Below are 24,445 nucleotides of genomic sequence, written 5' to 3'. Positions count from 1 at the left end.
ATTCCTCGTGTTCGAGCGTCCAGCGCAGACTTGTCCCACGGCTTAATGCCAGCGCCGGTTACCGGAAATCCCCGAACCAACGAAACAATGCCGGAGGCACATGCGGAGACGGACCCGAGGTCCCAGGGCCTGCACGCACCGTAGTCTGCCAGGGGGACGAGGGCAGCGGCATAGGCAGGCCCGTGGCCCCCAAGGGAGTCGACGGGATACCCTGATCGCGGGCGAGGCACCTCAGGACAAGGAAGGAAGGTGAAAGGGCCCGGACACAGGCCCGCAATGGGGAGGGCGAGGGGAAGACCCGAGAACCAGGCAGCCGTACACGACAAGGCCGGCTAACAGGGAACTGGATCGAACACAGAAGGAGTCCGGGCGACTCCATGACAACCGCCGCAACCATCAGCCGGACGGTAGGAAGCTAGCCAACACTTAGAAGAGCCCAAACGGAGATGACCCGAAACGAACGAAAGAAAGGCAGGAAGTAAACGAAGACGGAAAGCGTACCACAAATGGTGGGGCGGGAAAGGCGCGCGCAGCCAAAAACCAGGTCCAACGGGAACACGCCGGGAACGCAGATCGACCCGCACAGGGGGAAAGGAAAAGCAGGGCCCAACCTGTCGCCGTCGGGGAAATCCTCGATGGTCGGCGCGGATGGGGGTCTCCTGTCCTTGGCGCCCAGAACCCAAACGGCTCGGAACCGGGAGATAAAAGCGGACGCAGGGGCCAGGGAAAAAAGGGAATGTGTGGGGTTCTGTCGAATCAATCGGCCATAGGATTGCTTTGGCGAGCATGCCTTTCACCGTCGGGAAGAAAGTAAAAAAAAGGGGCGAGGGCACAACCAACGGGGCACCCAGGAAGCTGAGGCGTGAAGCACTAGGGTCCCGAAGGCGGTAGCCCGTGCGTGACCACATCGACGCACGCGGGAGCAAAGGGAGGGAACTGGGGACGGGGACTGTGCATGAACGAGGTCACTGGCTGGCCTGACACAGTCAGAGGTGCGCTCGAGTCGGCGCGGCCCCTCGTTGCTCGCCCACCGGGGAGAGAAGGCCAAAGTGACAACGGAGGAAAAGGGGCCACAGAGGCCAGTGCCTCGAAATGGGGCCTGTCCGTTAGTTCACATGAAACAAGCATAATGACGCTGTCCGACGTCGACCAGCGCTGCCAAGTACCGCCAAATCCCGAAAGCCGGACGTTTGGGCGCAGGAACGCCCGCAGGCCAACTTGCCGCCACCGTGACTGTATACCTTCTCTTCGCGTTCCCCGCATGCGTCGTCGGCGCGCACAAGTCCCGCCACGGTTTGATACCATCACCACTGAGCACCCCACGGTGTGGACTGTCCCCTGCCGAACAACGAGGGACGTGGGACCACTGCCGACAAGCGCAACACTAACAGACGAGCATGCCCGACGGCACTGTCCACTCTCGAGGGGAAGGTGCGCTGGTCCTGTCTGTCGCACGGGCTGCTTAAACGAAAAACGCCAACTCCTTCCCCCGGCTGGACCTCCCCGGGGCGTCCGTGGGCGCCGGCGGGGCAGCCTGCCGATGCTGGAAAGAGTCGGGCTGGGCTAGCCAGGCGACGCCCGCGTCGTCAACGTGGACGGGCAGCGGCCCCCTGCTGCTGCGCGGTGCGTCGACGCTCGCCGGCGAGCGGGCGCCCGCGTCCCGGCGGTGGTGGAGGTCGGCCGCAGTACACGGGCGGGCTACGCACCTCAGCACGCGACTCTCCCTAGCGGAAACCCGGCGAAGCTGTTCGAGGCGCCCGCTATAGGAGGACTGAGGGGACGCCGCGTCTGGCGTGTGGCAGCCACGTGCGCCCGGGATCGTGACGCCTGACACACGCTTTGGTGGAGTCGCAAAGCACCGACCGGGTCGAGGCTCTGTTACGGGTGGCGCGCCTGGAACCGTCGACTGGCTCCCCTTCCCGGGGACGCGCCCGCCGTATCGCCGTGGCGCACCGCGCTGGCGGTGTGGGCACAACGTGTGCGCGTGTGTGCGCCGAACTGTCCCACCTATAAATCCGTCGAGGCGTGTGGTGCGTGGGACGTGCGGCGTGAGGGAGCGTGCAGCAGCGTACTGAACGGAGTTGCGCTGTAGGTCTCCCGGGACAGCGCAACCTCGGTCCCGTGGGTGCGCTTGCTGGATCGGGGGGTGAGGCCGGCGTGAATAGCTGTGTGCGTGACACATACAGGGGGAAGCCCCCACACTGGCGCTCGTGTCGCGACAGTCGAACGATGGCGGGGCACGAAGGGGACACCGCGATCGCGTCCAGCCGTGGGCGGGACCCAAGGGGAGGCGGAGGCGGCGAACCGCCATACCGCCGCCGCCGCACCCGTCTGGCGCGCCTACCTTCGCGGACAGCGATGGCCGTCGCCCACCCGCCCCGGCGCGGGGCTGACGATCCGTGGCTCCGACGGGACGGACGGACTCTCCGCTTGCGAGGAGGTGGGCGGAAGGACGGCCGGAGATCCGAGGAGGCGACGGACGAGCTGGGCAGCCCGCGACGCGCGTACGGTCAAGCTGCTGACCCGTGCCGGCATGGGCTGGTGCCAGGGCCGCATTTGACGGCCAGGCGGTGGGCGGCCCTAGGTCGTTACGGTCCGCGACCGCCGGGAACCGCAAGGCCCCCGCGCGTGCCCGGTCCCCGCTCCCGCCATCGTCGCGGACTCCCTTCGGACGCCGCGCCTAATCAGCACGCGGCCAAGAAAAGACAGCGCCCTCGATGTAGGCCGGCCGGCCACAAGGCGCGCGTTGCGTAAGGGGGGGGGGGGGGGGGTGAATGGTTCACAGGGCACGTACATCGGAAAAAGATTAACGCTGTTGGGCCCGGACAAAAAGCACCAGGGAGACCGGCACGCGCTGCCGGACCCACCGCTAGAGAGAGGCGGGGGGGGATGGGGAAGGCGAAGGGAGCGCGGAAGGTGGAGCGGGGGGCGTGATGACAAGGGGGGGCAGAAGGGGGCGTAAAAAGCGGGCCCGAGCGATGCCTGGGCAGGCGGGCAGTGCATGGTGTTGCGGCGGACGGAGGCCGGGCGGAGCCGCTGCCGCACTGGGGGGGGCAAGGTCGCTAGGACCCAGATCCGGGGATCGACTAACGGAACGCCTAAAAAAAAAAGAAACGGAAAGGGGGGGGGGAATCGCGAACGCGGAGGAATGACGTGGGGATTAAGGTTCCAGCGTGTAAGGCAATTATCGCCAAACGTCTGCGACGGTGGTGCGTGTCGCGCCCAAACACGTCTCGCTGGGCGCGTAACCGAAGAGGGAGTGTCGCGAGGGGTGTACAGAGAGGGGCGACACTGAAAAAGAGGGGAGGGGATAGGCTAGGGGAAAGTGAGGAGAGGGGAGGGGGAATCGGAGGAGCTGGAGGAGGCGTGGAGTGGGCGGGAGTGTCTCCGAGAGAGGGTGAGGGTAAATACGAAGGGGGGGATCGTCCGGCACAAGAGCAGTGCCTTCTAGTGCACAACAAAAGGCCTTCATACAGCTGATTATCCAAGACGTGTTTTATGCGGCGGTGAGTCAATATGGATGGTGCGGCCAGGTGTGACAAGGAGAAGGGGTGCGTACGTACACAGGGAGGAGGGGGGGGCGGGGGGGCGAGCTCAGGGGGGGGGAGGGGGTCGAGCTGGGGAGTGGCCGTGGCTGGGCGGAGCAGGGGCGGCGTGCGTGTACTAGGATGGGTCTCCGGTTGGCGGGAGGGAAGGGGATAGGAAGGCGGGGGAGGGTCGGCTGCTTGTCATAGGGTGGGGGGAGGGCCATTCGGGGGAGTGGGAAAAGAGGGTGGGTGTGGAGGGAGGGGGGCGATCAGTGAGAATGACTGGTGGTCCGTATATGGGGTTCCGGGCAATCTCACGGACTATATATTCCGTTCGCAACGAGCTTGAGTGGGGTGGGATGTTGGGGTAGGGGTAAAATGGGGGGGGGAGGAGAGGGAAGGACTGTTCACGTGCTGTGAATGGGTGTGGGCACTACTAGCCGGTGTGATCCCCTGTTTCTTACAACGCAACACCGATCTACACCAAAGGTGGTCTAGCCTATACGGCCCATCGCAACGGTGGCTCTAACGCAAAGTTGGCTGCAAAACGGTCCGAGACGAGCAGTCCAAAATACTTTTCGGTGAAGGGGGAGGTTCAGGGGGAGGGGACGAGTCGAGCATTAATCGGCCAGGGCCGCGTACTAGATCGGCCTGAACGATCAAGTCGCGAACTCTGGAGAAACATCTACAGCGAATGCTAATGGATGGATAGGACGGAGGGGGGGGGGGGGGCGCTGCGAAGACGTGCTCCTGGAGCTGGGCCGGGGGCGGGGGCGGGGGTGGGGGAGGTGTGAGGGGGTAGGTGCCGGGGATTGCCGGGGGGTGGAGGTGGGCTGGGGTGATGGGAAGCGGAGGCCCGTGTGTCTGAAACCCCAAGGAAAACAGTGGCGTTCCAACCGCATACTCTGCTCCGGGAGCTGTGGAACCGGGGGGGGGCCTGGCCTGGGAAAAGAGAGGACTCGTGATGCCTCGGTATTCGAGGATAGGCACCATTACGCCCATCGGGAAAATACTATAAAAAATGGGGAGGAGAAAAGAGGAAAGGGAAGAAAAGGGGGGAAACCAAGAAGATGGTCTATTCCCTAATTAGGCTGGCGAAGTTCCACGAAGAAAAGGATAAGAGGTCAAGTCAGATTCCTGGGAAGACCTGGCTTATTACTAGGGGTATCATCAAAATTAAATCCTGATAAGTTCGGAGGGGATGATTCATGTCCATAAGCAAATTGCTTATCGATATTTACAAAACCTACAAAAGGGGAGGCCTTCCATCAACCCTTCTTCTCAATAAACAACGACGCCCTCCTGCTTCAGCCGAAACAGACGCGTGTTCTTTCTCTCGGGCTGTGGCTTTCCTTCCTTACGAATCTGCCTCCCCTTAAAGGCCCATAGGCGACGGCCGAACCACTGAAAGCACGCCGTCCCGGCCGGCAGCGATCCTACGCCGACGCAAGCCGAGCCGGAATGGGAACCATGCGCAAACCAGTCACGTCTACCCACGCGGGTCAACATCGGGTGCAATAACGAGTGGGCGATGCCGACCCGCGTGATCACGGGCGGGGGGGAGGGGTACTGGATGATCCCTGCTCCCACATGGCCGAGAAGCGCGTCCGAACACGTTCGCTCGAAGCGGCCTGGAACCTCAAAGAAAAACGCGTTGCTCACGGACCTGCTCGATGTCGTATCCTGCGTCTTGAGAACACACTCGCGCGATGAGGCGTCGGCCATGGACCAATCGGGCGCCGGCCGACGCCTCCCCGACGAGCAAGGGAAAAAAAACCCGAAAAAAAAAAACTACGGGGTCCTGTTCATCGAGGTGTCCGGCCTGCTCCCGATGTGCGGCCACGGCACCATCGGCGTCGCCACGGTCCTGGTGGAGACCGGCATGGTCCCGGTCAGCGAGCCGGTGACGACGGTCCGGCTGGACACGCCGGCCGGGCTGGTCAGCGTGGACGTGAAGGTGGAGGACGGCGCCGCCCGCTCCGTCACCCTCACCAACGTCCCCGCCTTCAGCGCGGGCCTGGACCTCAAGACCGAGGTCCCCGGCTTCGGCACGGTCACCTACGACCTCGCGTACGGCGGCAACTTCTACGCCTTCGTGGAGCTCGACTCCATCGGGCTGCCCTTCGACCGGGCCCGCAAGGAGGACCTGCTCGCCTTCGGGCTGTCCCTCATGGACGCGATCAACGCGGGCCCGGACCGCCCGGTCCACCCGGAGGACCCGCACCAGGGCGGCGTGAAGCACGTCTACCTGGCCGCCCCCGGCTCGGACGGGCGCCGTTCGCGGCACGCCATGGCGATCCACCCCGGCTGGTTCGACCGCTCCCCGTGCGGGACGGGCACCAGCGCGCGGATGGCCCAGCTGCACGCGCGCGGACTCCTCGGCCCGGACCAGGACTTCGTCAACGAGTCCTTCATCGGGGACCGAGTTCACCGGCCGGATCGTGGGCGAGACCACGGTCGGGGGCCTCCCGGCGATCGTGCCCACGGTCACCGGCCGGGCCTGGATCACCGGCACGGGCCAGTACTTCCTCGACCCGACCGACCCCTTCCCGGCGGGATTCCTGCTGTGAGCTCCACGGAGGTGCGGACCACCGACTACCACACGGCCGGCGAACCCTTCCGGATCGTCGACCTGGCCGCCGCCGGCCTGCCGCCGCTGCCCGGCGACACCGTCGCCGAGCGCCGGGCCACCCTCCTCGGCCCGGGCGGCGACGGCACCGCGCCGCGCCCGGGCCCGCTGGACGGCCTGCGCCGGCTGCTCGTCCGGGAGCCGCGCGGCCACGCGGGCATGTACGGCGGCTTCGTCGTGCCCCCGGACGACGACGGGGCGCACCTGGGCGTCCTGTTCTGGCACAAGGACGGCTACTCGACGGCCTGCGGCCACGGCACGATGGCGCTCGGCGCCTGGGCCGTGGACTCCGGCCGGGTCGCCGTCCCCGAGGACGGACGGGACGTCGAGGTGCGGATCGACGTCCCGTCAGGGCGGGTCGCCGCGACCGTGCACCGCGCGGGAGGCCGCACCACCGGCGTCACCTTCCGCAACGTCCCGGCCCGCGTGACCGGCCGGGCGGTCCCGGTCGCCACGAGCCTGGGCACGGTCGAGGTCGACCTCGCGCACGCCGGCGCCTGCTACGCCTCGGTCCCCGCCTCCGCGTTCGGCCTGCGCGTGGACCGCGCCGACCTGCCCGGACTGGTGGCCGCGGGCCGGGAGATCCGGGTCGCGCTGGCCGGCCACCCGGCGACCCGCCACCCGGGCCGGCCGCTGCTGTCCGGGGTGTACGGAGTGATCCTGTACGAGGACCTCCCCGACACCCCGGCCGGACCGCGCCAGCGGAACGTCACCGTCTTCGCCGACGGCCAGATCGACCGCTCGCCCTGCGGCTCCGGCACCTCCGCCCGGCTCGCCCTCCTCGCCGACGAGGGGCGCCTGAAGGAGGACGACACGCTGACCCACGAATCCGTCGTGGGCACGGTGTTCACGGGCCGGCTCGCGCCGGGAGGGGCGGGCCCGGAGGGCCTGGTGACCACCGTGACGGGCAGCGCGCACCGCACGGGCGAGCACCTGTTCACGCTCGACCCCTACGACGCCCTCGGCTCGGGGTTCGCCCTGTGACGGCCACCCCGCGGGGCCCCGGGGCCCCGCTCTGGCTCGACGCCGGGGCCGTGGCCCGGCTGGCGTCGCCGGGCGCCCGCGGTCGAGGCGCTGGCGGACGCGCTGCGCGAGGGCCTCGACCCGGAGACCGGCCCGCAGCGCACCTCGACGCCGGTGCCCGCCGGAGAGGTGCTGCTGATGCCCGCCGCGTCGGGCGCCTGGGCCGGGGTGAAGGTCGTCGGGATCGCCCCCGGCAACCCGGCCCTCGGGCTGCCCCGGATCACCGGCGGCTATCTGCTCCTGGACGGCGCCACGCTGCTCCCGGTCGCGCTGCTCGACGGCATCGCGCTCACCTCGCTGCGCACCCCGGCGGTCTCCGCCCTGGCGGTCCGTCACCTGGCCCCGGCGGACCGCCCGCTGAGCCTGGTGCTGTTCGGCTCGGGTCCGCAGGCGTACGCGCACCTCGACGCGCTGCTCGCGGTGCGGGAGCTCGCCGAGGCGGTGGTCGTCGCCCGCAACCCGGAGGGGGCCCGGCGGCTGGCCGCGTACGCCGAGGAGCTGGGCGTGCCGAAGGTCCGTACGGGCACGGCGGAGGAGGTGGCGGAGGCGGACCTGGTCGTCTGCTGCACCACGGCCCGCGAACCGCTCTTCGACGGACGACTGGTGCGGCCGGGGGCCACCGTCGTGGCGGTCGGCTCGCACGAGCCGGACGCCCGCGAGACCGACACCGCGCTGGTCCGGCGGTCCGAGGTGTACGTCGAGTCGCGGACGGCGGCGCTGCGCGAGGCCGGGGACCTGCTGATCCCCGAGGCCGAGGGCGCGATCGGGCCCGGGCACATCGCCGGCACGCTGGCCGACCTGGTCGCCGGGCGCGCCCCGGCGGATCCGGCGGCGCCGCGCCTCTTCAAGAGCGTCGGCATGGCCTGGGAGGACCTGGCCGTCGCGGTGGCCGTCTACGAGGCCGCCCGATCCGAGGAGGACGGAGGGTCGGCCGGGGAAACGTGACATTGTACGCTGTCCTCCTGCGAGTTCTCGGAGGAAGCGCGTGGGTGACCTGAAGCAGCACAGTCTCATCAAGGCCCAGGAACGGCTGCGTGACCAGGTCGGTCACGCGCTGAGGGCCGCCCTGATAGCGGGCGAACTACGGCCGGGAAGCGTCTATTCGGCGCCCGGCCTCGCCGCCGAGCTCGGCGTGTCGGCCACGCCGGTGCGCGAGGCCATGCTCGACCTCGCCCGGGAGGGCCTGGTCGAGCCGGTCCGCAACAAGGGCTTCCGGATCACCGAGGTCAGCGAGCGCGAGCTCGACCAGTGCACCGAGCTGCGCATGCTGATCGAGGTCCCCACGATCGGCCGGGTCACCGAACTGGCCACGCCCGAGCAGCTGGAGGCGCTGCGCCCGCTCGCGCAGGAGATCGTGACCAACGCCCGTGAGCACAACCTCATCGGCTACCTGGAGGCGGACCGCCTCTTCCACCTCACGCTGCTCGGCCTGGCCGGGAACGACCGGCTCGTGGAGACCGTCGGCGACCTGCGCAAGCGCTCCCGGCTCTACGGGCTGACCGGCCTCGACGAGGCCGGCAAGCTGGTCTCCTCGGCGGAGGAGCACGTCGAGCTGCTCGACCTGATGATCGCCGGCGACGTGAAGGGCGCGGAGGCCTGCATGCACCGCCACCTCGGCCATGTGCGCTCGCTGTGGGCCGAGGCCCGCGACGAGCCGGTCGAGCGCCCCGCGGGGCGGCTCGGCCAGGTCCGCAAGGGCTGAGGGCCGGCGCGGGGTCAGCGCACGCTCTGGCCGTACACGTGGTCGACGGGCATGCGCATCAGGACCCGCCCGTCGGCCACCATCGCCGCCCGGTACTCCTCCCAGTCGGGGTGCTCACCGGCGGCGAGCCGGTAGTAGTCGACCAGGGCCTCGACCTCCGGCCCGTACGGGTCGGTGCCGGGCCCGGTGAGCGTCACCGTGCCCTCGGCGGTCGCCCAGGACCAGCCGTCGGCGCTGGTCACCTCCAGGGCCGCGCGCGGGTCGCGGCGCAGGTTCGCCGTCTTGGCGCGGCCCTCGGTCATCGACACGTACAGCGTGTCCGTGGCGGGGTCGTAGAAGGGCATGACGGGGGAGAGCTGGGGGCGGCCGTCGGCCTTGATCGTGGCGAGGACGCCGAGCCGGCTCTTCGCGAGCAGTTCGCGGGCATCGAAACGTGGGGTCGTCATGACCGTTCCAAGTCCCGCGCGGACGCGCTTTGTTCCCGCGGGTCAGGCCTTCTTCACGACGCTCGACCTGAGCTGCATCGGGCCGAAGCCGTCGACCTTGCAGTCGATGTCGTGCCCGTCCACCCCGTCCACCAGGCGGATGTTGCGGACCTTGGTGCCGGCCTTGATGCCGCTCGGGCTGCCCTTGACCTTGAGGGACTTGACCACGGTCACCGTGTCGCCGTCGGCGAGCACGTTGCCGACGGCGTCCTTCACCACCCGCTCCCCGGTCGCGCCGCCGGCGGAGGGGTCGGCGGCGGCCGACCACTCGTGGCCGCACTCCGGGCACACCAGGAGCGCGCCCATCGCGTAGGTGTAGGCGCCGGCGCAGCGGGGGCAGGGGGGAAGCGTCTCGTTCACCCCGCGATGGTAAGTCGGCGGCTCACGTTCACGTTAATTGCGAAATTCGGCAATCAGTGAATCTCCGCGCGTCGGGCCCACGCACGCGCACCGGCCAGCGACACGCCGGCACTGGCCACACCCAGCAGCGCACCGCCGGCCACGTCACCCGGGTAGTGGACACCCGTGTGGACGCGCGAGTACCCGACCGCCCAGGCCAGCAGGCTGAGCGGGACCGACGCCGGCGGCAGGACCACGCCCACCGCCGTGGCGAACGCGACCGCGGAGGCGGTGTGCCCGGACGGGAACGAGGCCGAGCTCGGCATCGGCACATGGCGGGCCACCGTCACCCGGGCCGCCTCCCGGTCGGGCCGCCGGCGGCGGACCAGCCGTTTGCCGAGCAGGTTCGCCGACGCCGAGGCCACCGCGATGGCGCCGACCCCCACCAGGGCGGCGGTCCGGGCCCGGCGGCCCCCGGCGAGGGCGAGGCCGGCCGCCACGGTGAAGGAGATCTTGGAGTGGTCGGCGGCGTGCGACAGCCGCCGCAGCCCCCGGTCCAGGGCCGGGGTGGGCGTGGCGGCGACCGCCGCGTACAGGGCGCCGTCCACCGCCCGCAGATCGGCGAGCACGGCGCGCGGGCCGGACCCGGACCTCCGGGCGGCGGCGACGGCGTCAGCCGACCGCTCCGCCGGAGAGTCGTTCGGCGGCTCGTTGCTGGGCTCGGGCATGGTTCTCTCCTCGGGGGCCGAAGGCCAGGACGACGATCCGGCTCCAGTTCAGCGGGGCCGGGGGCGGGGTGGTTCCGGGGCGGTCGCGCGGGACGAGGACGCGCAGGGCGCGCGGCCGCAGGGTGCACAGGACGGGGGTCTCCAGGGTCAGCGCCTCGCCGTCGACGGCCACCGGGAGCGTGTCGCCCTCGGCGGTGACCTCGACCCGGCGCGCGGTCAGCACGTTCAGGCCGGCCGACTGCGAGCCCCGGACGGCGAGGTCGGCGGCCTGTGCCGCGCCCTCCACCCGGACCCCGATGACGCCCAGCTCGCCCCGGTCCAGCCGGGGCCGCCGGCCGCCGCCGAGCGGGTCGGGCGAGACGTACGGGTTGTTGCTGACGAGCAGCGCCTGCTGGGCTCGGAGCGTGGTGCCGTCGGCCTCGGCGTCGAGCCGCCCGCCGCCCTCGCCGCCGGCCAGCAGCTCGGGCATCGCGTTGAGCGCCGTCCCCGCCTTCGCGTCGCGGTACTCCGGTCGCTGCACGACGTCCGCGTACACCCCGAAGGAGACCGTGTTCACGAACGGGCGCCCCGCGACCTCGCCGAGGTCCACCCGCAGCTCCTCGCCGTCCGTCAGGGCGTCCAGGCAGCGGGCCGGGTCGGTGCGGTCCAGGCCGAGGTCCATCGCGAAGTGGTTGCGGGTCCCGGCGCTGATCACCAGGAAGGGCAGGTCGTGCTCGGCGGCGACCGCCGCCACCAGCGCCTGGGTGCCGTCGCCGCCCGCCACCCCGAGCAGGTCGGCCCCGTCCGCGACGGCCTGCCGGGCGAGCGCCTCGACGTCGGCCTGCCCGCCCCCGTCCGGCGGGCCCAGCAGCACCACCCGCGCACCGAGCGCCTCGGCCCGCTCCACCAGGCCGAAGCGCTCGACCTTGCCGCCGCCCGACTTCGGGTTCATCAGGAGCACCGGCCGCAGCGGGCGCGCCGCGGGCGCGGCGGGGCGGTGCCGGCGCGGCCGCGGCAGCGCCGCCCGCGCACAGAGCAGGGCCACCAGCCACAGGCCGAGCGAGAGCAGCGCGGTCGGCCACAGCCCGCCCTGGATGTAGAGGACGAGCAGGCCGACCGGCGCCCCGGCGGCGAGCAGCGCGCCGAGGAACCGCACGGGACCGCGGTGGGCCAGGAACCACCAGGTGCCGGAGGCGCACAGGACGAGCCCCAGCAGCCCGCTCACGACGATCAGCAGCCCGCCGCTCCCGAACGGGACGAACAGCGCCACGACCGCGGCCACCGCCGCCAGCAGCGCGCAGCGCGCGAGCAGGCGCTCCCGGGGCCGTGACGCCCGCGCCCCCGACCCCGTACCGGATTCACTCACCGCTTCCTCCCCATGTCTCGATCCCAGCCTCGTACCCCGAAGTCCCTCGTACACGCACAGGCCCGTTCGGGTGACGTCCCGGCAGGCCACCCCGGGTCCGGCCGGATACCGATTGTGGTGGCGGCGGAGAGGCGAAAGGATCGCTGGAGTGTGTGAACAGATGCCTGCAGAGCCGTCCGGAGCCGCCCAGCTCTCCGACGGGGTCGTCACCCTGCTGCCGCCCCCCGCCGCCGCGGAGGCCGGGGCGCGCGACCCGGTCCGTTCCTTCGGGATCCGGGCCGGGCGGTGCGTGGGGCGCGTCGGCCTGCGGTTCGCCGCCACCGGACTCGCCCACGGCGACGTGGACGTGACCTACGAACTCCGCCCCGAGGCCCGCGGCCGGGGCTTCGCCACCCGCGCCGTGCTGCTGGCCTGCGCCCACGCCCGCTGCGCGGGCGCCCGCCGCGCGGTGATCCAGACGCCCGCCGGCCACCCGGCCGCGGCGGCGGTCGCGCGGCGCGCCGGGTTCCTCCGGCGGGGCCAGATCAGCCACCGGGACGGCACCGTCCTCGACTGGTACGTGCGGGAGCTCGACCGCGCCTGACGGCCGGGCGTCCGGCGGGCGGTCCCGTCACGCCAGGATGCCGCTTCCGTGCGGCGCGTACAGGTCCAGCAGCCTGACCCGGGTCACATGGAGCCGGTGGGCCAGGATCCGGCCCACCCAGTACGTCACCGAGGCGCCGAACTCCGCGTCCGTGCGGCACATCGACCGCACGGCCGTGGCGTCGAACTCGTGGGCCCGGACCGGGGTCATCGCCTCGGCGCCCGACTGGCACAGGTAGGGCGGGAACAGCCAGGACAGGCCGACCAGTTCGCCGTGCCGCAGCGTCTCGATCACCGGCGAGCCGCGCCCGGGCACCTTGGCGTCGAGGGTGACCGCGCCCGTCTTGACGATCCAGAACCGGTCGGCGTGGTCCTGCTCCTCGAAGAGCCGGTGCCCCGACTCGAAGTACACGTCCTCGGCGAAGGCCATGAGCCGTTCCCGGTGCTCGGGTGGCAGGGTGCTGACCTTGGGTGCGGCGGTGCTCATGGCAGACCTCCTCGGACCGGCGGCGGTGCGTCCGCCTCCAGTGTCCGTCGCCCGCGCACGGTACGCAGTCGCCGCACGCGGTCCGTCACACGGACGCCGTACAGTCCCTCACGCCCCTCGGGCACCACGGGGAACGGCGTCGGGCCCGGTGCGCACGGTCGGTGGCGGCCCGGTCACCTTCCGCCTAGCGTGGGAGTCCCGGGGGGACCCCCACGTAGAACGGTGCCTCTCATGGCAGACAAGCCCTCGATCGTCCTGGTCCACGGATTCTGGGGCGGAGCCGCCCACTGGTCGCACGTCATCACCGAACTGCACCGGCGCGGCTTCGGCGACCTGCACGCCGTCGAGAACCCGCTGACCTCGCTCGCCGACGACGCCGAGCGCACCCGCAAGATGATCCGGCAGGCGGCGGGACCGGTGGTCCTCGTCGGCCACTCCTACGGCGGCGCCGTCATCTCCGAGGCGGGGGACCTGCCGAACGTCCAGGCCCTGGTCTACATCGCGGCCTTCGCCCCCGACGCGGGCGAGAGCCCCGGGCAGATCACCCAGGAGCATCCGCCGGCCGCGTTCGAGAACATCGCCCCGGACTCCGACGGCTACCTCTGGATCAAGCAGGACACGTTCCACGAGAGCTTCTGTCAGGACCTCGACGCCGACGAGGCCCTCGTCATGGCCGTCACGCAGAAGGCCCCGCTCGGCTCCACCTTCGGCGACAACGTGACGGCACCGGCCTGGCGCAAGAAACCCTGCTGGTACCAGGTCTCCGCCCAGGACCGGATGATCCACCCGGACAACGAGCGCCGCATGGCCGCGCGGATGAACCCGGTCAAGACGATCGAGCTCGACGCGAGCCACGCCTCCCTGGCCTCCCAGCCCGGCGCGGTCGTCGACCTCATCGAGGTCGCGGCCCGCGAGACCACAGGCTGACCCACGCCCGCCCCGCGCGGGGTCCGTGCCGGTGGGCCCGGACCCCGCGCGGGCGTCACTCCGCCTCCGCCCCGGCGTGCTCGGCGCGGACCGCGCGCTCCAGGAGCGCGCGGAACCCGAGGAGCCGTCACGAGGCGGCGGCCCCCCGCCGGGCGGGCTCGGCGAAGGGCTCCGGCCGGGCCCCGGCCGCGAAGCCCTCGCTGCCGGCCACCGTGACCAGCACGGAGAAGCCGTCCGGGGCGCGCAGCGCGAAGAGGCAGTCCAGCCGGTCGCCCGCCGGAGGCGCGCCGCCCGCGTCCCGGGCCGGCGCCAGCAGGAACACCGTCTCGCCGGCGGCGGGCCGCGGGACGGCGTCCGCGGAGCGCCCGAACGCGGGCCGGGTGTCGAGCCCGGCCGCCAGCCAGCCGTCGACGTCGGCCTCCAGGGCGGCGGCCTGGCCGTCCAGCGCGTGCCGCCGGCACCAGGCGGCGCCCTCGTCGCGGATCCGCCGCAGCAGGGCGCGGTCGGCGCCGTCCGGCCGGGGCACCGTCCCGTCCGCGGCCTGCCGGGCCCGGAACTGGTTCACCAGCGGGATCAGCGAGTCCGTGAGCACGGCGCCCTCGGCGCGCAGGTGCTCCGGTACGGGCGGGATGTCGTCCGGTCTCGTGTACGTCACCGTGGATCGCCTCTCTGGGCCGTGCGGCGGGCTTGCGGCGGGCTCGCGGGGGCACCGGCCGGAGCGCGGGCCCGCCCGGAACGGTCAAGATCCAAGCAATCCGGGGCGGCCCGGGGCAAGGCCTTTCCCCGCCCGTCCCGCATGACGGGACACCGCTCCGGCGTGCGCCCGCCCGGCGGAGGGCGGAGCATGAACCTGAGGAGGGAGCGGCAGACGGGGGCGGTGACCAGGAGGGTGCCATGCCCGTCCCGGACGGCGGTGACGCACTCGTCGTACTCGAAGACGTGGACAAGCACTTCGGGGCGCTCCATGTGCTCCGGTCCATCGACCTCACCATCCACCGCGGCGAGGTCGTGGTCGTCATCGGCCCTTCCGGCTCCGGCAAGTCCACGCTCTGCCGGGCCGTCAACCGCCTGGAGACCATCGACTCCGGCAGGATCGTCGTCGACGGCCGCCCGCTGCCCGCCGAGGGGCGCGAGCTGGCCGCCCTCCGCGCCGACGTCGGCATGGTCTTCCAGTCCTTCAACCTCTTCGCGCACAAGACGGTGCTCGACAACGTCACCCTCGGCCAGATCAAGGTCCGCAAGAAGGACCGGAAGACGGCCGAGCGGCGGGCCCGCACGCTCCTGGAGCGGGTCGGGGTCGCCACCCAGGCGGACAAGTACCCGGCGCAGCTCTCCGGCGGCCAGCAGCAGCGGGTGGCCATCGCCCGCGCGCTCGCCATGGACCCGAAGGTGATGTTGTTCGACGAGCCGACCTCGGCGCTCGACCCGGAGATGATCAACGAGGTCCTGGAGGTGATGCAGCAGCTGGCCCGGGACGGCATGACGATGGTGGTCGTCACCCACGAGATGGGGTTCGCCCGGTCCGCGGCCGACCGCGTGGTGTTCATGGCCGACGGCCGGATCGTCGAACAGGCCACGCCCGAGGAGTTCTTCGGCAACCCGCGCAGCGAACGGGCCAGGGACTTCCTGTCGAAGATCCTCCACCACTGACCCGCACACCCGTCCGTATCACCGTTCACCGTGGGGTGATGACCATGAATCCGCTCAGGACCCGAAGGCTCACCATCGCCGCGGCCGCCGCGGTCGTCCTCTCCTTCACCGGGACCGCGTACGCCTCCGGAGGGGCGGCCGGCCACCGGGACGACGGGAAGATCACCGTCGGCATCAAGTTCGACCAGCCCGGCATCGGCCTGAAGACCCCGGACGGCACCTACACCGGCTTCGACGTCGACGTCGCCACGTACATCGCGAAGCAGCTCGGCCACGACCCGAAGGACATCGTCTGGAAGGAGGCCAAGAGCGCCGACCGCGAGTCGCTGCTGCAGCGCGGCGACGTGGACTTCATCGCCGCCTCCTACTCGATCACCCCCAAGCGGGCCGAGAAGGTCGACTTCGCGGGCCCCTACCTCCTCGCCCACCAGGACGTGCTGATCCGTGCCGACGACGACTCGATCACCAAGCCCTCGGACCTGAACAACAAGAAGCTCTGCTCGGTGACCGGCTCCACCTCCGCGCAGAACGTCAAGACGAAGATCGCCCCGGACGCCCAGCTCCAGGAGTACGGCGGCTACTCCGAGTGCCTGACCGGCCTGGAGAACGGCGTCATCGACGCGATCACCACCGACGACTCGATCCTCGCCGGATACGCCGCGCAGCCCGAGTTCAAGGGCAAGTTCAAGCTGGGCGGCTTCGAGCTCAGCAACGAGAACTACGGCATCGGCGTCCAGAAGGGCAGCGAGCTCAAGGCGCAGATCAACACGGCACTGGAGAAGATGGTGGCCGACGGGTCCTGGGCCGCCGCCGTGCAGAAGAACTTCGGGCCCGCCGGCTACCAGGCCGAACCCGCGCCGAAGATCGGTGTGGTCGTCCAGTGAGCGGGCCGTCGTGTTCGACTTCCTCGAAGGCTACGACCTGCTGGGAGCCTTCTGGACGACCGTCCAGCTGACCGTCTACTCGGCGATCGGCTCCCTGGTCTGGGGGACGCTGCTGGCCGCCATGCGGGTCGGCCCCGTCCCCCTGATGCGGGGATTCGGCACCGTCTACGTCAACATCGTCCGCAACATCCCCCTCACCGTCATCATCGTCTTCACCTCGCTCGGCCTCTTCCAGACCCTCGGGGTCAGCCTGGGCGCCGAGGACTTCACCACCGTCAACTTCCGGCTGGCCGTCCTCGGCCTCACCGCCTACACCTCCGCCTTCGTCTGCGAGGCGCTGCGCTCCGGCATCAACACCGTCCCCCTCGGCCAGGTCGAGGCAGCCCGCGCGCTCGGGCTGAGCTTCACCCAGACCCTGCGGATCGTCGTGCTGCCGCAGGCCTTCCGCTCGGTCGTCGGCCCCCTCGCCAACGTCCTGATCGCCCTCACCAAGAACACCACCGTGGCCGCCGCCATCGGCGTCGCCGAAGCCGCCCTGCTGATGCGGGAGATGATCGAGAACGAGGCCCAGCTGCTGCTGGTCTCGGCCGTGTTCGCGGTCGGCTTCCTCTGCCTCACGCTGCCCACCGGGCTCCTCCTCGGCTGGATCGCCAAGAAGGTCGCGGTGAAGCGATGAGGGAGCCGAAGGGGCCGCGGGAGCCGGCCACCCTCCTCTACGACGTCCCCGGGCCGCGCGCCCGGCGCCGCAACCTCCTCTCCACCCTGCTCTTCGTCCTCGCCGTCGGCGGTGTGCTCTGGTGGGTGGTGGCGAGCCTCGCCGACAAGAACCAGCTCGCGTGGGCCAAGTGGGCGCCGTTCTTCACGGACCCCCGGGTCTGGCACACCTACCTCCTCCCGGCCCTGAGGAACACCGTCGTCGCGGCCGCCCTCGCCATGGGCATCGCCCTGCCCCTCGGCGCGCTCTTCGGCATCGCCCGGCTCTCCGACCACCGCTGGGTGCGCGCCTCGGCAGGCACGGTGGTGGAGTTCTTCCGCGCCATCCCCGTCCTGATCCTCATGCTCTTCGCCAACGCCGCCTACGCCGAGTTCACGGACATCGGCCCCGAGAGCCGTCCCCTGTACGCCGTCGTCACCGGGCTCGTCCTCTACAACGCCTCCGTGCTCGCCGAGGTCGTCCGCGCCGGGATCCTCGCGCTGCCCGCCGGCCAGACCGACGCGGCCGAGGCGATCGGGATGCGCAAGGGCCAGACGATGGCGTACGTGCTGCTGCCGCAGGCGGTGACGGCCATGCTGCCCGCCCTGGTCAGCCAGCTCGTCGTGATCGTCAAGGACACGGCGCTCGGCGGGGCCATGCTCGGCTTCTCCGAACTCCTCGCCTCCGTCCGCCCGATGAGCGCCAACTACGGGGCGAACACGATCGCCTCCTTCACCGTGGTCGCCGTCGTCTTCGTCGTCCTCAACTTCGCCCTCACCACCTTCGCCTCGTGGCTGGAACGCCGCCTGCGCCGCGGCAAGCGCTCCACCGGCGCGGTGGTCGGCGCCGACGCGGTCCAGGACCTGGCGGCCCCGGGGGAGCCGGGCCGGCCGGGGCCGCCCTGACGGCCGGCGGCCGAGGACGACCGCACCGCGCACCGGGGCTCACCCCCGGGCGGCGGTCTGCCGAAACCCAGGACATGACCTTCACGCCCGCATCCCCGGGGCCGGCCCGCGCCCAGGCCCGCGCCGACCGCCTGCTCGCCGCCCTCGGCGGGCTCCTCGCCGGCTTCGGCGGGCTCGCCGTCGCCGCGCTCGTCACGGTCGCCGTCCGCCCGGAGGCGGCACCCGTCCCCGCCGTCGGCGGCGTCGTCGTCGACCACACCCCGGCGGGCGTCAAGGAGTGGGCCATCCGCACCTTCGGCGAGAGCGACAAAGCCGTCCTCCAGACGGGCGTCCTGCTCCTGCTCGTCCTCCTGGCGGCCGGCCTCGGCGTCCTCGCCCCGCGCCACCGCGCCGCCGCCCTCGCCGGGGTCGGCGTGCTCGGAGTGGTGGGCGCCCTCGCCGCCGTCACGCGCCCCGACTCCGAGTCCTGGACGGACGCCCTGCCCTCCCTCGTCGGGGCGGCGACCGCGGCGGCCCTCCTGCAGTTCCTGATCCGGCGGCTCGTCGGCACGCCGACGACGGCCCCCGCGCAGGCCCGGCGCCGCTTCCTGGCCGCCGGGGCCGGCACCTTCGTGGGCGCGCTGGGCGCCACCCTCCTCGCCCGGTCGGCCGGCGCCGACCGGTCCACGAACGCCACCGCCTCCCGCAACGCCCTGCGGCTGCCCCGGCCCGCCTCGCCCGCCCCCGCCGTGCCGCCCGGCGCGCAGCTCCCCGTCGACGGGATCAGCGCCTTCGTCACGCCCAACCGCGACTTCTACCGGGTCGACACCGCCCTCGTCGTGCCCCGGATCGACGCCGACCGCTGGACCCTGCGCATCCACGGCCAGGGCGTGGCCCGCGAGCTCACCGTCACCCTGCGGGACCTGTTCCGCCGCGAGGTCGTCGAGCGGGACATCACCCTCAACTGCGTCTCCAACGAGGTCGGCGGGCCCTACGTCGGCAACGCCCGCTGGCTGGGCGTCCGCCTCGCGGACCTGCTGCGGGAGGCCGGGGTGCGCCCGCCCTCGGCCGGCGGGCCCGCCGACCAGCTGGTCGCCCGCTCCGTGGACGGCATGACCATCGGCAGCCCCGTGGAGACCGTCATGGACGGCCGGGACGCGCTGCTCGCCTTCGGCATGAACGGCGAGCCGCTGCCCTTCGCCCACGGCTTCCCCGTGCGGATGCTCGTCCCCGGCCTGTACGGCTACGTCTCCGCCTGCAAGTGGATCTCCTCCCTGGAGCTGACCACCTTCGCCGCGTACGACGCCTACTGGGTGCCGCGCGGCTGGTCCGCCCAGGCCCCGGTCAAGACCCAGTCCCGGATCGACACCCCGAAGGACCTCGGCCGCCCGAAGGCGGGCACGGTCGCCGTCGCCGGGGTCGCCTGGGCCCAGCACCGGGGCATCGCGCGCGTCCAGGTGCGCGTCGACGACGGACCTTGGGAGGACGCCGAGCTGGGCGCCCAGGACAGCCGCGACATCTGGCGCGAGTGGGTGTACCGCTGGCGCGCGGAGCCCGGGCGGCACACCCTGACCGCCCGGGCCACCGACGGCACCGGCGCCGCGCAGACCGAGCGGCGGGCCGGGACCATGCCCGACGGTGCCACCGGGCTGCACTCCGTCACCGTCACCGTCGAAGCAGCTCCAGGGGGAGCGCCGGCACGTGGTGCCCGGCCCGGCCCGTCGTCGACCGGGCGGCGGTGAGCGCGTTCAGGACGGCCTCCTCGACCGCCTCCACCACCGCCGTGCAGAAGGGGTCGATCCGGCCCCAGGGCACGAACCGCAGCGTCTCGTACGGCGCGGGGCCGTCCTTCTCGGGGAAGGTGCTGGTCAGCGCCGACTCGTTCGCCGTGGAGAAGGCGAGGAACAGGTCGCCGGAGAAGTGGCTGCCCGTCGTGCCGGTCCGGGCGAGCCCCAGCGGCACCCGGCGGGCGAGCGCCTTGCACTGGCCCGGCAGCAGCGGCGCGTCCGTCGCCACGACCACCACCACGGAGCCCGCCCCCGGCGGCACCCGCCCCCGCCTCCCGGGCCGGCGGGAGCCCCCGGCCCACCGGGACGCCCGCCACCACCAGCTCGTGCCGGGCCCCGAAGTTGGCCTGCAGATGGACCCCGACGGTGTACCGGTCCTCCCCGTACGGGACGACCCGGGAGGCGGTGCCGACGCCGCCCTTGAAGCCGTAGCAGCGCATCCCCGTGCCGCCGCCGACACAGCCCTCCGCGACCGGCCCCGAGGCCGCCGCCTCGATCGCCGCGGCGGCGTGCCCGGGCCGTACGGCGGGGCCGTGGATGTCGTTCAGATACCCGTCCCAGGTCTCCGTCACGACCGGCAGCAGCCACTCGGGCGCCGCGTCCGCACGGTGCCGGCCCAGCCACTCGACGAACCCCCGGTGCACCGGCCCCACCGCGTACGTGTTGGTGAGCAGCACGGGCACCGCGAGCGAACCGGTCTCCTCCACCCAGGTCGTCCCGGTCATCTCGCCGTTGCCGTTCAGCGCGTACCAGCCCGCGGCGCAGGGCACCCCCACCCCCTCCCGGCCGCGCGGCAGGACGGCCGTGACCCCCGTGCGGACGTCCTCGCCCTCGATCAGGGTCACATGGCCGACCTGGACGCCCGGCACATCGGTGATCGCGTTCCAGGGCCCCGGCACACCGGTCAGCGGAACGCCCAACTCGCGTACTCTCGCGCGCACTTCCGTCATGCCCGGCACCGTACCGCCCGGCGCCGGGATGCCGGGGGCGGAGCGGCGGCGCACCATGGATGCCATGGACGGCACAGCCGGTACGGGCGGTACGCCGCGGGTCGGCGAGGTCAGCGCGCCGGGCCGGGTCGCCGGACCCGACGAGGGCATCGGCACGGCCGAGCTGGCCCTGGCGGCCCCGCAACCACGGACTGCCGCTCGAAGCGCTGCGCTACGACACCACCCCGCCCGGTCTGCACTACGTCCTGGTCCACTACGACATCCCGGCCGCCGACGCCGGGGACTGGCGGCTCACCGTCGGCGGCCTGGTGCGCCGCCCGCTCGGCCTCGGCGTCGCGGAGCTGGCGCGCGCGGCCGGCCGTCACCCACCGGGTCACCCTGGAGTGCGCGGGCAACGGCCGGGCCCGCCTCAGCCCCCGCCCGGTCAGCCAGCCCTGGCTCGTCGAGGCCGTCGGGACCGCCGACTGGACCGGTGTCCCGCTGGCCGCCCTGCTCGCCGAGGCGGGCCCCGCCGACGGCGCCGTCGAGGCCGTCTTCACCGGCGCCGACCACGGGGTCGAGCGCGGCACCGAACAGGACTACCGGCGCAGCCTGCCGCTCCCGCACGCCGCCGACCCGGACCGCGGCGTGCTCGTCGCCTACGCCATGAACGGCGCCCCGCTGCCGCCCCAGCACGGGCATCCGCTGCGCCTGGTCGTGCCCGGCTGGTACGGCATGGCCTCGGTGAAGTGGCTGCGCGACGTCACCCTCACCGCCACCCCGTTCACCGGCTTCCAGCAGGCCGTCGCCTACCGCTACCGGCAGGGCCCCGACGAGCCCGGCGCCCCCGTGGACGTCATCGCGCCCGGGCCCTGATGATCCCGCCCGGCTTCCCCGACTTCATGTCCCGCACCCGGGTCGTCCACCCCGGCCCCGTCCCGCTGGCCGGCCGGGCCTGGTCCGGGCACGCGCCGTGACCCGCGTGGAGCTCAGCACCGACGGGGAGCGCAGCTGGACCGACGCCGAGGTGACCGCCGACCCGGAGCGCCCTGGGCTGGGCCGGATGGCGCACGAGCTGGACGGCGGCCCGGGCGCGCACCTGCTCACCGTCCGCGCCACCGACGCCGCCGGGCACACCCCAGCCGCTCACGGCTCCCTGGAACCGGGGCGGCTTCGGCAACAACCTGGTGCAGCGGGTCGAGGTGCTCTGGCGTCACCTAGGTCGCCTCCGGAAAGTCCCGCCTGCCCTGGCCGTCCGGCCCGTCCTGCCCACCTCGCCCCCACCCCGTCCCGCCCCGCCCCGGCCCGCCCGCCGCCCGGCCGTCCCGCCGCACACCCGCACGGGCCGCGCCCGCCCCGCCCCTCCGTGCCGACCCGGGCCCGGGGCCCGGGGCCGGGCGACAGGCGTCGGCGGGGCGCATAGAGTCGACGCGGACGCCAGTACACCACGCACAGACCGAGGAGCATCCCGTGACCGACCCGGAGACCACCGCCCTGCAGCAGCGGATCGCCCGTGAGCTCGAGGTCGGCGAGACCTTCGACCGCGCGCGCGGAGATCGAGCGCCGGGTGGCCTTCCTCGCCGAGCGCCTCACCTCCACCGGTCTGGGCTCCCTGGTCCTCGCATCAGCGGCGGCGTCGACTCCACCACCGCCGGACGGCTCTGCCAGCTCGCCGTCCGAGCGCGCCCGCGCAGCCGGCCACCAGGCCGTCTTCTACGCCATGCGGCTGCCCTACGGCGTCCAGGCCGACGAGCGCGACGCCCAGCTCGCCCTCGGCTTCATCCGCGCCGACGAGTCCTGACCGTGGACATCAATGCCGGCCTCCGACGCCGCCCTGGAGGCCACCTCGGCCGCCGGGATCGCCTTCCGCGACGCGCACCACCAGGACTTCGTGCACGTGCAACATCAAGGCCCGGCAGCGGATGATCGCCCATACGCGGTCGCGGGCGCCCACAACGGCCTGGTCACGTCTGGCACCGACCCACGCCGCCGGCCTGTCCCGGCTCTCACCAAGTACGGCGACGGCGCGCCGACCTCGTCCGCGACCGGCCTCACACAAGCGCCCGGTCCGCGCCGTGTCCGCCAGCTCGGCGCCCCGGCGAGCTGTCTGGAGACCCCCACCGCCGACCTGGAGACACTAGACCCGGCGAAACCCTACGAGAAACGCCCTCGGCGTGACCTACGACGAGAATCGACGACTTCCCTGAGGGCAAGCCGTTCGCGAGGCCGCCTTCCGCCGCCAACATCGCGCGCCGCAACGAGTCTGACGCTGACCACAAGCGCCGGCTACCCATCGCCCCCTGACCCACCCTGCGCCGCCGCGCTCGAGCACCAGCCCCGACCCCGCACGAACAGGAACAGCCAGGTTCCCACCTTCCGGCAGCCCGACTCGTCCTCCACCGACACACACGCTTCAAGTCCGCTCGACCCACTCCGCCCCCGACGCGAACGCATCGAAATCCCAAACGTACGCGAGGTCTACGCGGGAGACCGGGCCGCCGGGGCGACCCTGCCCTGCTGGCTACCTTATGCGGGCCCGCTTCCGGCGCCCGGCGCTTCAATCGGGGCCCCAGGCCTCGCTCGGCCGGCCGTGCGGGAGCTCCTAGCTCCCCGGGCGCCCCACCACTAACCCCGGCCCCCGCGCCTCCCACCCCCCGCCAACCACGTCAGACCCTGCCCGCTCCGCCGGACACACCCCGACGCGAACAGGCCGACTACTCGCGCACTCCCAGGGGCCGACTCCATCGACCAAGGACTGTCGAGCTGATCCGCCGTCAACTGACCCCGGCAGGGGCCGCCCCCACGAACCGTCCTCCGGCCAGAGCTTCACACCCCTTCGGCGGCTTCTTCACGCCACCCACTATACCTCGGCGCACCGCACCCAACAGGGGCCGAGAACACGTCCTCTCACGGCGGGACTGCCCTCCAACGCCTCACGGCCACCGCCGAAGAGGTCTACCGGGCCGCCCACCCCGTACCGCGCAAGAACGAGGCCCAACTCACAGCCCGTTATCCCGACGACGTCGAGCGAGGCCCGCCGGATCCGCCGCCCACCTCGCCGAGCACGAGGTCACGCTGCCCGGCAGGCGGAACGCGCTGACCCCCGAGGCCTTCCAGTCCCATCGGCAATCCTGCTCCCGGCGGCCACGACATAAACCCACCAGCTCCATCACTGCTCCTGGAGGAAGCCTTCGTCCCCAACCCCCACGGCCCCGCCCCTGTCAGACGCCTTCCTCAACCGTACAGAGCCACTCTCGTTCGCGGGCCACCCGCTCTACGCCCTGCTGCACGAGGCCATACTACGCCCCCAGGGCAGGGCCACGACCGACTGCGGCCCCGACCGAACGCGTACGGCCACGAGTTCCCCGAGTCGACGCGCGCGGACGCTCGCGGGCGACGCGCCGCGCCTTCACCCGCCGAGAACGACACCCCTGGCACTTCGACCGTCACGACCCGTCCCTGAGCCCGCTGCCGAGACCCGCGCTCCCTCGCCGCCCCCCGCACCGACTGGACCCCGCTCTACAAACCCCGCGCGCTCGCCCGCCAACGAGGTCCCGCCGGTCGCCGCCGCCGTCTACCACGAAGACATGTATTGGACAACCGCACACTCCTGGAGACAGCGCGCGCCATCCGTGGGCTGCGCACGCGCGCCACCTTGGTCATACCGAGACAGGGATTTCGAAAGCACAAACTAACACCGACGGGGTTGCGGGGTGCCGAACGGCGGCCCGCGCCGTTGCCTGGAACCGGCTGCCTCGCGCCCGCCTCTGGCAACCCGCCGCTTCGCTCCGTAGCGCCCGTCCCACCGTCCGGTCCCGCCCTGGACCCCCTCACGAGCGAGCC

17 protein-coding genes and 3 pseudogenes are annotated in these 24,445 nt (G+C 72.1%); 13 read left to right on the top strand and 7 right to left on the bottom strand.

The window, feature by feature from the left end; all coding sequences use genetic code 11:
• Window positions 1-5,316: 5,316 nt before the first annotated feature.
• The 4 genes and pseudogenes from ABD981_RS11200 to ABD981_RS11185 all read left to right on the top strand — a co-directional run.
• A pseudogene (locus ABD981_RS11200) lies at window positions 5,317-6,097 on the top strand (proline racemase family protein); the annotation flags it as partial.
• Window positions 6,094-7,140 (top strand): proline racemase family protein, encoded by a 1,047-nt coding sequence (locus ABD981_RS11195; protein WP_046910250.1) that lies wholly within the window; start codon window positions 6,094-6,096, stop codon window positions 7,138-7,140. The pseudogene ABD981_RS11200 and the gene ABD981_RS11195, both read left to right, overlap by 4 nt.
• A 177-nt stretch (window positions 7,141-7,317) precedes the next feature.
• Window positions 7,318-8,124: an ornithine cyclodeaminase family protein gene (locus ABD981_RS11190; RefSeq protein WP_345528988.1), complete on the top strand. Its 807-nt coding sequence runs from the start codon at window positions 7,318-7,320 to the stop codon at window positions 8,122-8,124.
• A 40-nt stretch (window positions 8,125-8,164) separates the two neighbouring features.
• Window positions 8,165-8,881 carry a GntR family transcriptional regulator gene (locus ABD981_RS11185; protein WP_046910251.1) on the top strand — a complete coding sequence of 239 codons (717 nt, stop codon included), beginning with the start codon at window positions 8,165-8,167 and terminating at the stop codon, window positions 8,879-8,881.
• A 14-nt stretch (window positions 8,882-8,895) separates the two neighbouring features.
• On the opposite strand, the gene ABD981_RS11180 is transcribed toward ABD981_RS11185, so the two are convergent.
• The 4 genes from ABD981_RS11180 to ABD981_RS11165 are packed head-to-tail and all read right to left on the bottom strand — an operon-like array spanning window position 8,896 to window position 11,778.
• A complete protein-coding gene (locus ABD981_RS11180) occupies window positions 8,896-9,327 on the bottom strand; it encodes a PPOX class F420-dependent oxidoreductase (protein WP_046910252.1) in 432 nt (143 codons plus the stop codon).
• A 42-nt stretch (window positions 9,328-9,369) separates the two neighbouring features.
• On the bottom strand, window positions 9,370-9,726 hold the full coding sequence (locus ABD981_RS11175; protein ID WP_046910253.1) for a zinc ribbon domain-containing protein YjdM: 357 nt from the start codon (window positions 9,724-9,726) through the stop codon (window positions 9,370-9,372).
• 53 nt (window positions 9,727-9,779) lie between these two features.
• Complete coding sequence (locus ABD981_RS11170) at window positions 9,780-10,433, bottom strand: phosphatase PAP2 family protein (protein ID WP_123954909.1); 654 nt, start codon at window positions 10,431-10,433, stop codon at window positions 9,780-9,782.
• On the bottom strand, window positions 10,378-11,778 hold the full coding sequence (locus tag ABD981_RS11165; protein WP_123954910.1) for a diacylglycerol/lipid kinase family protein: 1,401 nt from the start codon (window positions 11,776-11,778) through the stop codon (window positions 10,378-10,380). Before ABD981_RS11165 ends, ABD981_RS11170 begins: the two co-directional genes overlap by 56 nt.
• 160 nt (window positions 11,779-11,938) lie before the next feature.
• Here ABD981_RS11165 and ABD981_RS11160 point away from each other — a divergent pair, with 160 nt between their 5' ends.
• Window positions 11,939-12,361 carry a GNAT family N-acetyltransferase gene (locus ABD981_RS11160; protein ID WP_123954911.1) on the top strand — a complete coding sequence of 141 codons (423 nt, stop codon included), beginning with the start codon at window positions 11,939-11,941 and terminating at the stop codon, window positions 12,359-12,361.
• 27 nt (window positions 12,362-12,388) lie between these two features.
• Here ABD981_RS11160 and ABD981_RS11155 read toward each other — a convergent pair whose 3' ends face one another.
• Complete coding sequence (locus ABD981_RS11155) at window positions 12,389-12,847, bottom strand: Crp/Fnr family transcriptional regulator (RefSeq protein ID WP_046910254.1); 459 nt, start codon at window positions 12,845-12,847, stop codon at window positions 12,389-12,391.
• 231 nt (window positions 12,848-13,078) lie between these two features.
• On the opposite strand from ABD981_RS11155, the gene ABD981_RS11150 reads away from it, so the two are divergent.
• Window positions 13,079-13,774: an alpha/beta hydrolase gene (locus ABD981_RS11150; RefSeq protein ID WP_046910255.1), complete on the top strand. Its 696-nt coding sequence runs from the start codon at window positions 13,079-13,081 to the stop codon at window positions 13,772-13,774.
• 127 nt (window positions 13,775-13,901) lie between these two features.
• Here ABD981_RS11150 and ABD981_RS11145 read toward each other — a convergent pair whose 3' ends face one another.
• Window positions 13,902-14,429: a hypothetical protein gene (locus ABD981_RS11145; RefSeq protein ID WP_123954912.1), complete on the bottom strand. Its 528-nt coding sequence runs from the start codon at window positions 14,427-14,429 to the stop codon at window positions 13,902-13,904.
• Between the two features lie 239 nt (window positions 14,430-14,668).
• Between ABD981_RS11145 and ABD981_RS11140 the strand changes: the two genes are divergently transcribed.
• The 5 genes from ABD981_RS11140 to ABD981_RS11120 all read left to right on the top strand — a co-directional run bounded on the left by ABD981_RS11140 (window position 14,669) and on the right by ABD981_RS11120 (window position 19,628).
• Window positions 14,669-15,424: an amino acid ABC transporter ATP-binding protein gene (locus ABD981_RS11140; protein ID WP_046910256.1), complete on the top strand. Its 756-nt coding sequence runs from the start codon at window positions 14,669-14,671 to the stop codon at window positions 15,422-15,424.
• A gap of 38 nt (window positions 15,425-15,462) precedes the next feature.
• The gene (locus tag ABD981_RS11135; protein WP_123954913.1) at window positions 15,463-16,308 is read left to right on the top strand and encodes a glutamate ABC transporter substrate-binding protein; all 846 of its coding nucleotides are present in this window, start codon (window positions 15,463-15,465) and stop codon (window positions 16,306-16,308) included.
• 10 nt (window positions 16,309-16,318) lie between these two features.
• Window positions 16,319-16,984 (top strand): amino acid ABC transporter permease, encoded by a 666-nt coding sequence (locus ABD981_RS11130; RefSeq protein ID WP_046910257.1) that lies wholly within the window; start codon window positions 16,319-16,321, stop codon window positions 16,982-16,984.
• On the top strand, window positions 16,981-17,907 hold the full coding sequence (locus ABD981_RS11125; RefSeq protein WP_046910258.1) for an amino acid ABC transporter permease: 927 nt from the start codon (window positions 16,981-16,983) through the stop codon (window positions 17,905-17,907). The genes ABD981_RS11130 and ABD981_RS11125 overlap by 4 nt, the downstream gene beginning before the upstream one ends.
• Window positions 17,908-17,981: 74 nt before the next feature.
• A complete protein-coding gene (locus tag ABD981_RS11120; protein WP_123954914.1) occupies window positions 17,982-19,628 on the top strand; it encodes a molybdopterin-dependent oxidoreductase in 1,647 nt (548 codons plus the stop codon).
• Here the strand turns inward: ABD981_RS11120 and ABD981_RS11115 are convergent.
• Window positions 19,552-20,623 (bottom strand): annotated as a pseudogene (locus ABD981_RS11115) (DmpA family aminopeptidase). The gene ABD981_RS11120 and the pseudogene ABD981_RS11115 overlap by 77 nt on opposite strands.
• On the opposite strand from ABD981_RS11115, the gene ABD981_RS11110 reads away from it, so the two are divergent.
• On the top strand, window positions 20,519-21,478 hold the full coding sequence (locus ABD981_RS11110) for a molybdopterin-dependent oxidoreductase (RefSeq protein WP_345528976.1): 960 nt from the start codon (window positions 20,519-20,521) through the stop codon (window positions 21,476-21,478). The pseudogene ABD981_RS11115 and the gene ABD981_RS11110 sit on opposite strands and share 105 nt — an antisense overlap.
• Window positions 21,479-22,072: 594 nt before the next feature.
• Window positions 22,073-22,906 (top strand): annotated as a pseudogene (gene nadE, locus ABD981_RS11105) (ammonia-dependent NAD(+) synthetase).
• The last annotated feature ends 1,539 nt before the right edge of the window (window positions 22,907-24,445 follow it).

The sequence above is a fragment of the Streptomyces showdoensis genome (assembly GCF_039535475.1).
Taxonomy (GTDB): Bacteria; Actinomycetota; Actinomycetes; order Streptomycetales; family Streptomycetaceae; genus Streptomyces; species Streptomyces showdoensis.
This window is presented reverse-complemented; position numbering and strand designations above follow the sequence as displayed.

Coding starts and splice junctions, on each gene's coding strand:
- ABD981_RS11140 (WP_046910256.1), top strand. CDS start 14,669: ATGCCCGTCCCGGACGGCGGTGACGCACTCGTCGTACTCGAAGACGTG.
- ABD981_RS11155 (WP_046910254.1), bottom strand. CDS start 12,847: ATGAGCACCGCCGCACCCAAGGTCAGCACCCTGCCACCCGAGCACCGG.
- ABD981_RS11180 (WP_046910252.1), bottom strand. CDS start 9,327: ATGACGACCCCACGTTTCGATGCCCGCGAACTGCTCGCGAAGAGCCGG.
- ABD981_RS11125 (WP_046910258.1), top strand. CDS start 16,981: ATGAGGGAGCCGAAGGGGCCGCGGGAGCCGGCCACCCTCCTCTACGAC.
- ABD981_RS11150 (WP_046910255.1), top strand. CDS start 13,079: ATGGCAGACAAGCCCTCGATCGTCCTGGTCCACGGATTCTGGGGCGGA.
- ABD981_RS11190 (WP_345528988.1), top strand. CDS start 7,318: ATGCCCGCCGCGTCGGGCGCCTGGGCCGGGGTGAAGGTCGTCGGGATC.
- ABD981_RS11160 (WP_123954911.1), top strand. CDS start 11,939: ATGCCTGCAGAGCCGTCCGGAGCCGCCCAGCTCTCCGACGGGGTCGTC.
- ABD981_RS11110 (WP_345528976.1), top strand. CDS start 20,519: ATGGCCGACCTGGACGCCCGGCACATCGGTGATCGCGTTCCAGGGCCC.
- ABD981_RS11135 (WP_123954913.1), top strand. CDS start 15,463: ATGACCATGAATCCGCTCAGGACCCGAAGGCTCACCATCGCCGCGGCC.
- ABD981_RS11120 (WP_123954914.1), top strand. CDS start 17,982: ATGACCTTCACGCCCGCATCCCCGGGGCCGGCCCGCGCCCAGGCCCGC.
- ABD981_RS11170 (WP_123954909.1), bottom strand. CDS start 10,433: ATGCCCGAGCCCAGCAACGAGCCGCCGAACGACTCTCCGGCGGAGCGG.